This window comes from Acidovorax sp. HMWF018 (assembly GCF_003061035.1).
GTDB classification, from domain to species: domain Bacteria; phylum Pseudomonadota; class Gammaproteobacteria; order Burkholderiales; family Burkholderiaceae_C; genus Acidovorax; species Acidovorax delafieldii.
The window spans coordinates 1-7,131 of sequence record NZ_QAIM01000303.1 but is presented as its reverse complement, the minus strand read 5'-3'; the positions used below and the strand labels follow the sequence as shown (position 1 = coordinate 7,131).

The following is a 7,131-nucleotide window of genomic DNA, read 5'->3' as shown; positions in this document are numbered from 1 at the left end:
CGGCTGTGCCGCAGGTGCTGAAGCTGCTGCGCACCCGCCTCAACATGGACGTGGCCTTCGTGTCCCAGATCACCGAGGGGCGCAGAACCATTAAGGCGGTGGACAGCGCCGCAGACTTTTCCGCAGTGCAGCCGGGCAGATCGGACCCCGTGGAGGAAAGCTGGTGTCAGTGGGTGATCGAGGGGCGCTTGCCCGAAGCGATCAAGGACGCCGGGCCCCTGGTGGCGGCGGGCCGGGCACCCAACCCCGGCTTTCCCATCGGCACGCATCTGAGCACGCCGGTGCGGCTTTCGGGCGGGGAGATATATGGCACGTTGTGCTGCTTCAGCCGTGGCGTGCAGGCCGACGTGGACATCGGCCGTCTGCGGTACACAGCTGACCTGCTGGCCTCCAGGCTCACACTGGATCCCGGGCAGCGCTGACCTCCTGCAGGGCAGTGTTGATCGGCCCCTTACATCGCCCAGATCCGGGGTGCTTCCCCTTCCAGCGACCACATCGCCTGGCGCCACGCCACCCGCACGGCCTTGAGCAGTTTCATCGCGGGCTCCACCTGCGGCGCCAGCACGCGCACCACCACCATGCGGTCGTTGGGGCTGGTGGCGCCTGCGGTGGCCTTGACCAGGGGGTGCTGATCCATCACCGCACGGGCCGCGGCCAGTGCGGTGTCGCGGCGCGTCCGGTCAAGTGGGGTGCCTGAGGCAAAGAACATGCTGGCCATGCAGCGGTGGCCCCCCAAGCCCAAGGGGCTGCTCAGCAGCCGGTCATCGGCGGCGTCGACGACGCCGCGCTCCAGCCACAGGCCGGGCACTTCCAGGTGCTGGGTGAAGCGGCCTTGTTCAAACGGCTGGCCCGCGTGCGGCAGGCCCAGTGCGGTCACGTCCCAGGCGATGCATTCGGCGCCGGGGGCGAGGTCCAGCGTGAGGTGGTTTTCAGCATGGCAGGCGCTGTAGCACAGGGCCTCCAGCGGCAGCCATTCCAGGCGCGCGCCTTCGGCCAGGGTGAGGTGGCTGCGTTGCAGCGCCAGCGGGCCGGTGGAGCGGTAGAAGCGCGTGGCACCGGGCGTGGTGACCAGGCCATGGGCGCCGGGGCCCACGGTGGTGGTGATGTCCAGCGTGTCGCCGCCCACCAGGCCGCCGGGCGGGTGCACCAGCACGTTGTGGCAGATGGCGTCGCCCTCGGGGTACAGGCTTTGCAGGATGCGCAGCGGCCCGTTGTGCTCGTAGCGGGCTACCGTGCGGGCGCTATGTTCTGCCGTGTAGTCGAGCTGAAGGCGGGCGTGCCAGGGCATGTTTCGATGGTTTGCTACTAAATGAGTAGCTGATTATGCCCTGCAGGCAAGCGGTAGAGGCCTGTGGGTGCGACACGCGCCACCCGTTTTCTCTACGCTGTTTGGCGTACAGGTGTCTGCACGGGGGCTGTGGGTTCGGCCGTGTACCAGCTGCGCAGCTTGCCCGGGTTGAGCAGGCCCTGGGGGTCAAAGCGGCGCTTCATGCCCACCACGGCCGGGTCCAGGTTGTTCTGCTTGCCGTCTTCCACGATGTACACATGTGGGTTGTTGATCTGCACGCCGTGGTCGCGGTAGATCTGCATGATCTGGTTCAGGCGTTCTTCGGTGGTGTAGCGGATGATCTGCAGGCCGCTGCAGTTGAAGGCGCCCTCCTTGGTGCGCAAGAACTCCAGGTGCATCATCACCTCGCCCTTCAGCGCGGCCTCCAGCGCCTTCACCTGCTTGAGGCGGTGCATGGGGTTGAAGCCGCTCTGGATATAGGTCAGGCCCTTGTCCACCTTGAGGGCGTGCAGGGTGGTGTGGTTCCAGGTGTATTCGAGCAGCGTCTTGTGGTTGCTGGCCACTTCGTCGGCCGTCTTGCGGTAGGTGACCTGACCGCCGTGCTGGGCCACCATGTCGCGCATGCCGGCTTCTGAGTGCGGGGCCACCAGCAGCAGCACGGCGTGCTGGTCGGCAGGCAGGTGTTCGGCCAGACTGGTGAAGTACTGCGGGATGGGCGCGGCCACAAAACACACCTCCTTTTTCTCCAGCCCGGGCGCGCTGCCAAAGCGGTCGGCAAACTCCAGCGCGGCGTCGAATTGCTCGAAGGTGGCGATGCATTCGGTCCACTCCACGGCGGGGGTCAGGGCCACTTCCAGCTCCAGAACGATGCCGTTGGTGCCGTAGGTGTGGTGCAGCAGCATGGCTTCGGGGCCGCGCAGCTCGATGACCTGGGGCTCGGGCTCCACCGTCATCGCGCGCACGGCCAGCACGTTGCCGGGCGCGGCCAGCGGGCCGTGGTTGATGGAGCCCGCACCACCAAAGCCGCCGCCAAACAGCCCGCCCAGCGTGGCGCTGCGGTAGGTGCTGGGCAGCCAGCGCAGCTCTTGCCCGTGGGGCTTGGCCTGTGTGTCAAAGTCTGCCAGCCGAATGCCAGACTGCGCGCGGCCCACGCCGCCGCGCACCCAGCCAAACGCGTTGTAGCCCGACAGGTCCAGGATCACGCCGCCGTGCAGTGGCGTGCTCTGGCCGTAGTTGCCGGTGCCGCTGCCGCGCACGGTGAGAGGGATGCCCGCGCTGGCGCAGGCAGCCACCACCTGGCGGATTTCTGCTTCGGTGCGCGGGCGCACGGCGATGTCGCCGCGCTTGCCCGCCAGGTCGCGTTTGAGCACGGGGCTGAACCAGGCAAAGTCCTGTGAGAGGCGGCCCACGCGCAGCGGGTCGGTGATCCAGTCGAGGTCGGGCAGCAGGTCGGGCAGTTGATGGGCGGTGGTGGTCATGTCGGTATCTCCTTGGCCGCTGGTGGCCGTTTTGGGCAAAAGGAAGCCCTTGCCGCGCGCCAGTGGCTGCACGCGGTGTGTTGGCGATGGGGTTGAAAGGGCTAGTCGTGCGACGTTTCGCTGGCGTGCCAGCCGCCCAGGGCGACGCGTGTGAGCCATGCCATCAGCACGAAGAGCGCGACGCCGGTGAGCGAGATCAGCAGCAGCGCGGCAAACATGCGCGGGATGTTGAGCTGGAAGCCCGCTTGCAGGATCTGGTACGCCAGCCCCGCACCCTGGCCCCCGGTGCCCGCTACAAACTCGGCCACCACGGCGCCGATGAGCGCCAGGCCGCTGGAAATGCGCAGCCCGCCAAAGAAGTAGGGCAGCGCGCTTGGGATGCGCAGGCGCAGCAGCGTCTGCAGCCGCGTGGCGCGGTTGAGCTGAAAGTAGCTTTGCAGGTCAGGCTCCACACTGCGCAAACCCAGCGTGGTGTTGCTGATGATGGGGAACAGGGCCACCAGTGCGGCGCAGATCACCATCGAGGCCGTCGGGTCCTTGACCCAGATGATGATGAGCGGTGCCACGGCCACGATGGGCGTGACCTGCAGCAGCACGGCGTAGGGGAAGAGCGCGGTCTCGATGCGTTTGCTCTGGACAAACAGGAACGAGATCAGCACGCCCGCCACCGTGGCCACCACAAAGGCCAGCACCGTGATCTTGACGGTGACCCACAGCGAGCCGCCCAGGGCGGCCCAGTCGGTGAACAGCGTCTTCATCATCAGGATGGGTGAGGGCACCAGGTAGGGCGGTAGCTCCATGGCCGTGACCAGCCCCTGCCAGAGCGCGATCAGCACCAGGCCGACCAGCACGGGGTACACCACGCGCTGCACGCGGGGTTGGGCCATGAGCGGCGGGCGTTTGGGTGTGGCCTTGGCGGCAGGTTTGGCAGCGACTGCTGCAGGCGCTGAGCGCGGGGCGGCTGCGGGGTGGGCGGTGACCACGGGCGACGCCATCGGTGCGGAAGGGAAGGGGGTGCTCATGCCACGGTCTCCTCGGTGTCCACGCTGGCGCGCAGCAGGCTGCCCTGCAGCAGCTTGGCGTAGCGGCTGAATTCGGGCGACACCATGAAGTCGGCCGTGCGGGGGTAGGGCGCGTCGATGCGGAACTCTTCGACCACGCGGCCAGGTCGCGCGGCCATCATGACCACACGGCTGGAGAGGAACACCGCCTCGTGGATCGAGTGCGTCACGAAGATCACGGTGAGCTTCTTCTTGCGCCACAGATCCAGCAGGTCGGCGTCGAGCTTGTGGCGCGTGATTTCGTCCAGCGCGCCAAAGGGCTCGTCCATCAACAGCAGGTCGGGCTGGGTGACCAGGCCGCGCGCAATCGATACGCGCATCTGCATGCCGCCCGACAGCGCGCGGGGTAGCGCATGGGCAAATTTCGACAACCCCACCAGCGCCAGCGCTTCGGTCACGCGCGCATCGGCCTCGGCGCGGGGCACGCCCGCCAAGTCGAGCGGCAGGCGCACATTGGTCTGCACACTGGCCCAGGGCATGAGCGTGGGCGACTGGAAGACAAACGCCATCTTCTTGCCGCTCTCTTCCAGCTGCGCCACGGGCTTGCGCCACAGGTGCAGGCGGCCGTCGGTGGGCTCCAGCAGGCCTGCCACCATTTTCAGCAGCGTGCTCTTGCCGCAGCCCGAGGGGCCCAGCAGGGTGACGAACTCGCCTTCCTCAATGGTCAGGTCCACCGGCAGCAGGGCCTGGGTGCCATTGGGGTAGGTTTTTTCGGCGGAGAGCACCTCCACGGCGGGTGTGGAATAGGTGGCTGGCATCGGGGTGTGCACCAGCGGCGGAGAGTCAGCGGGGGATGTCATGGTCGCCTTTCGATGGATGCGGCCGGGCGGGCAAATGGTCGCACCGGCCGCTGTTTCAGGGCTGTCAGGCTCAGGGCAGAACCTTGAGGTCTTTGACGAACGAAGTTGTGTAGGTCTCGGCCAGCTTCACCTTGGCAGGGTCGATGAGCTTGGCGTCCACCAGGAAGTCGTAGCTGGCCTTGGCACGCGCGTCGGTCATGATGCCGATGCCCATGGTGGCCGCGTCGCCCCCAGTCGCCATGCCCATTTCCTTGAGCTTGGCCACGCTGTAGGCAAGCTGCTCGTCGGTCATGTTGGGGTTGTCCTTCTTGATGAGCGCGTTGGCCGGGGCGGGGTCGGCCAGGTAGCTCTTCCAGCCTTCCATCGATGCCTTCACGAACGAGGCCACAGCGGCGCTGCGGTCCTTCACCGTCTTTTCCATGCACGAGATGGTGGTGGCATACGCTGGGTAGCCCTGGTCGCTGAACATCAGCGTGTTGGCCTTGACGCCCGCCTTGGCAATCGCAAACGGCTCGGACGTCAGGTAGCCCTGCTGGGCGGCGTTCTTGTCGGCCACGAAGGGCTGGATGTTGAAGGTGTAGGGGCGCGTCTGTGAGTCGGTGAAGCCGTACTTGGCCTTGAGCCAGGGCCAGTAGCCGCGCTGGGCCGACGAGGCGATCAGGATGGTCTTGCCCTTGAGGTCTTCGAACTTCTTCACGTCCTCGTGCGCGATGAGTACCTGCGGGTCCTTCTGGAATACGGCCGCCACATTGACTACGGGCACGCCGCCTTCACGCATCTGGATCATCTGCAGGTCGCTCGACCCCATCACGCATTCGGCCTGGCCGGCGGCCATCATCTGCACGATGTTGACCTGCGGGCCGCCCATCTTGATGGTCACATCCAGCCCGTACTTTTTGTACAGGCCCGTAGCCACCGCCTGGTAGAAGCCGCCATGCTCGGCCTGCGCATACCAGTTGGTCATGTAGGTGAACTTTTCCTGCGCGTGGGCTTGCATGGTGCCGACGGCACCAACAGCGAGCAGCGCGGCTGCACCAAGTTTGGAAAGGCGGGAGGCGGTCTTCATCATGGTGGTACTCCGGTAGGGTGGTGGAGGTGGAACGAAGGGACAACGAAGGGGAAGGCGAAAAGGTTTTGCGGTGGCGTTCGCAGGTTTCAGGCCAGTGCGCTGGAGTGCTCCACGTGGCCGGTGTGATGGGCGCGGCCCCAGGTGGGCTCAGCGCGCGGTGCCCACTGCAGCTTGTGCAGCTCGGCAATGGCGGCGGCCCAGCTCACGGCCAGCGAGTCGAGGATGGCGTGCCCTTGTTCGGCCGTGGCGGGCAGCGGGTCGCCAATGATTCCGCTGGGGCCGAAGTCGCGTGCACTCCAGGCGCAGGCCGGGCGGCCGTCGGGTGAGAGCAGGGGCGAGTCAAAAACGGGCGGGTAGTTGACTACCGCACGCTCCATGTGCACGGTGTCGGGGGCCAGCGCCAGCATCAGTGCGGTTTCGGCATGACCGGCGTGCATGGCCAGGCGTTTTTCCTTGTCGGAGAGGAACTTGCCCGCCACATGCGGCACACGCCAGGTGAAGCTGGGCACGACGATGAAGTCGCCATGGCGCAGGCGCAACTCGCGTGCGCACATCTCCATCACCTGCGGCTGGCCGCCGTGGCCGTTGACAAACAGCAGCTTGCGAAAGCCCGCGCGGTACACCGACTCGCCCACCTCGTTCATGGTGGCCAGCAGGGTCTCGCCGCTGAGCGTGACGGTGCCGGGAAAGTGCAGGTGCTCTTCGGACTTGCCGTAGGTGATGGGCGCCATCGCGAACGCAGGCACATCGGCCGGCAGGCGCGCCAGCGCATGGCCCACCACACCCGCGCTGATCACCGTGTCCACCGCACAGGGCAGGTGCGGGCCGTGCTGCTCGGTGGCGCCCGTGGGCAGCACGATGACGGTGTTCTCCTTGTCCGGCAGGTCGGCGATCTCGGTCCAGCTCAGGTAGGGCAGGTAGCGGTGGGGCGGGTTGTAGCCGTGCAGCATGAAAGACTTTCGTGAAGGTGTTGGGGGTGTATCAGCGCTGTGGCAGATAGGCCGTGGCTTCGACCTCGATCAGGATGTCGGGCGTGGGCAACATGCCGCTCACTTCCACCACGGTGGATGCGGGGGGCTCGCCGGGGAAGAACAGCTTGCGCACGCGGCTGTACTGCGGGAAGTGGTCCAGGTTCTTGAAGTACTGCACCAGCTTGAACACGTCGGACATCTGGCCGCCTGCGGCCTCGATGGTCAGGCGGATGCGGTCGAGCACGTACCAGCTCTGCGCGAGGATGGGGCCCTCCTTGATGTCGCTGCTGAACTCGCCCGTGCGGCCAATCAGCGTGGCGGCCTCATGCGGGATGTCGTCGTAGCCACGCACGATGCGGCTGGCGGCGGGGTCCACGGCAATGATCCCGCTCAGGTAGATGAAGTCGCCTGCGCGGCGCCATGCGGCGTAGCGGGCCAGGGGCTGGGCGATACCTGGCGCAGAT

8 protein-coding genes are annotated in these 7,131 nt (G+C 66.7%); 1 reads left to right on the top strand and 7 read right to left on the bottom strand.

Annotated features, from left to right (window positions below):
- On the top strand, nucleotides 1-422 hold a 422-nt coding region (locus DBR23_RS11315; protein ID WP_108498310.1), incomplete at its 5' end, for a GAF domain-containing protein.
- Between the two features lie 29 nt (nucleotides 423-451).
- On the opposite strand, the gene DBR23_RS11310 is transcribed toward DBR23_RS11315, so the two are convergent.
- From DBR23_RS11310 to DBR23_RS11280, 7 genes are all read right to left on the bottom strand, one after another.
- Nucleotides 452-1,288: an urease accessory protein UreD gene (locus DBR23_RS11310; protein WP_108498309.1), complete on the bottom strand. Its 837-nt coding sequence runs from the start codon at nucleotides 1,286-1,288 to the stop codon at nucleotides 452-454.
- 92 nt (nucleotides 1,289-1,380) lie between these two features.
- Nucleotides 1,381-2,766 (bottom strand): FAD-binding oxidoreductase, encoded by a 1,386-nt coding sequence (locus tag DBR23_RS11305; RefSeq protein WP_108498319.1) that lies wholly within the window; start codon nucleotides 2,764-2,766, stop codon nucleotides 1,381-1,383.
- Between the two features lie 101 nt (nucleotides 2,767-2,867).
- Nucleotides 2,868-3,788, bottom strand: a complete 921-nt coding sequence (locus tag DBR23_RS11300) for an ABC transporter permease (RefSeq protein ID WP_082565090.1) — start codon at nucleotides 3,786-3,788, stop codon at nucleotides 2,868-2,870.
- The gene (locus DBR23_RS11295; RefSeq protein ID WP_108498308.1) at nucleotides 3,785-4,585 is read right to left on the bottom strand and encodes an ABC transporter ATP-binding protein; all 801 of its coding nucleotides are present in this window, start codon (nucleotides 4,583-4,585) and stop codon (nucleotides 3,785-3,787) included. The genes DBR23_RS11300 and DBR23_RS11295 overlap by 4 nt, the downstream gene beginning before the upstream one ends.
- Before the next feature lie 112 nt (nucleotides 4,586-4,697).
- Nucleotides 4,698-5,696, bottom strand: a complete 999-nt coding sequence (locus DBR23_RS11290) for an ABC transporter substrate-binding protein (RefSeq protein ID WP_108498307.1) — start codon at nucleotides 5,694-5,696, stop codon at nucleotides 4,698-4,700.
- Between the two features lie 86 nt (nucleotides 5,697-5,782).
- On the bottom strand, nucleotides 5,783-6,646 hold the full coding sequence (locus tag DBR23_RS11285; protein WP_108498306.1) for a creatininase family protein: 864 nt from the start codon (nucleotides 6,644-6,646) through the stop codon (nucleotides 5,783-5,785).
- 31 nt (nucleotides 6,647-6,677) lie between these two features.
- Entirely contained in the window at nucleotides 6,678-7,118 is a 441-nt protein-coding gene (locus DBR23_RS11280) for a RidA family protein (protein ID WP_108498318.1), read from the bottom strand.
- Nucleotides 7,119-7,131 lie beyond the last annotated feature (13 nt).

Excerpts from the sequence above, each read along its gene's own strand:
- DBR23_RS11295 (WP_108498308.1), bottom strand. The coding sequence starts at position 4,585 with ATGCCAGCCACCTATTCCACACCCGCCGTGGAGGTGCTCTCCGCCGAA.
- DBR23_RS11305 (WP_108498319.1), bottom strand. The coding sequence starts at position 2,766 with ATGACCACCACCGCCCATCAACTGCCCGACCTGCTGCCCGACCTCGAC.
- DBR23_RS11310 (WP_108498309.1), bottom strand. The coding sequence starts at position 1,288 with ATGCCCTGGCACGCCCGCCTTCAGCTCGACTACACGGCAGAACATAGC.
- DBR23_RS11290 (WP_108498307.1), bottom strand. The coding sequence starts at position 5,696 with ATGATGAAGACCGCCTCCCGCCTTTCCAAACTTGGTGCAGCCGCGCTG.
- DBR23_RS11285 (WP_108498306.1), bottom strand. The coding sequence starts at position 6,646 with ATGCTGCACGGCTACAACCCGCCCCACCGCTACCTGCCCTACCTGAGC.
- DBR23_RS11300 (WP_082565090.1), bottom strand. The coding sequence starts at position 3,788 with ATGAGCACCCCCTTCCCTTCCGCACCGATGGCGTCGCCCGTGGTCACC.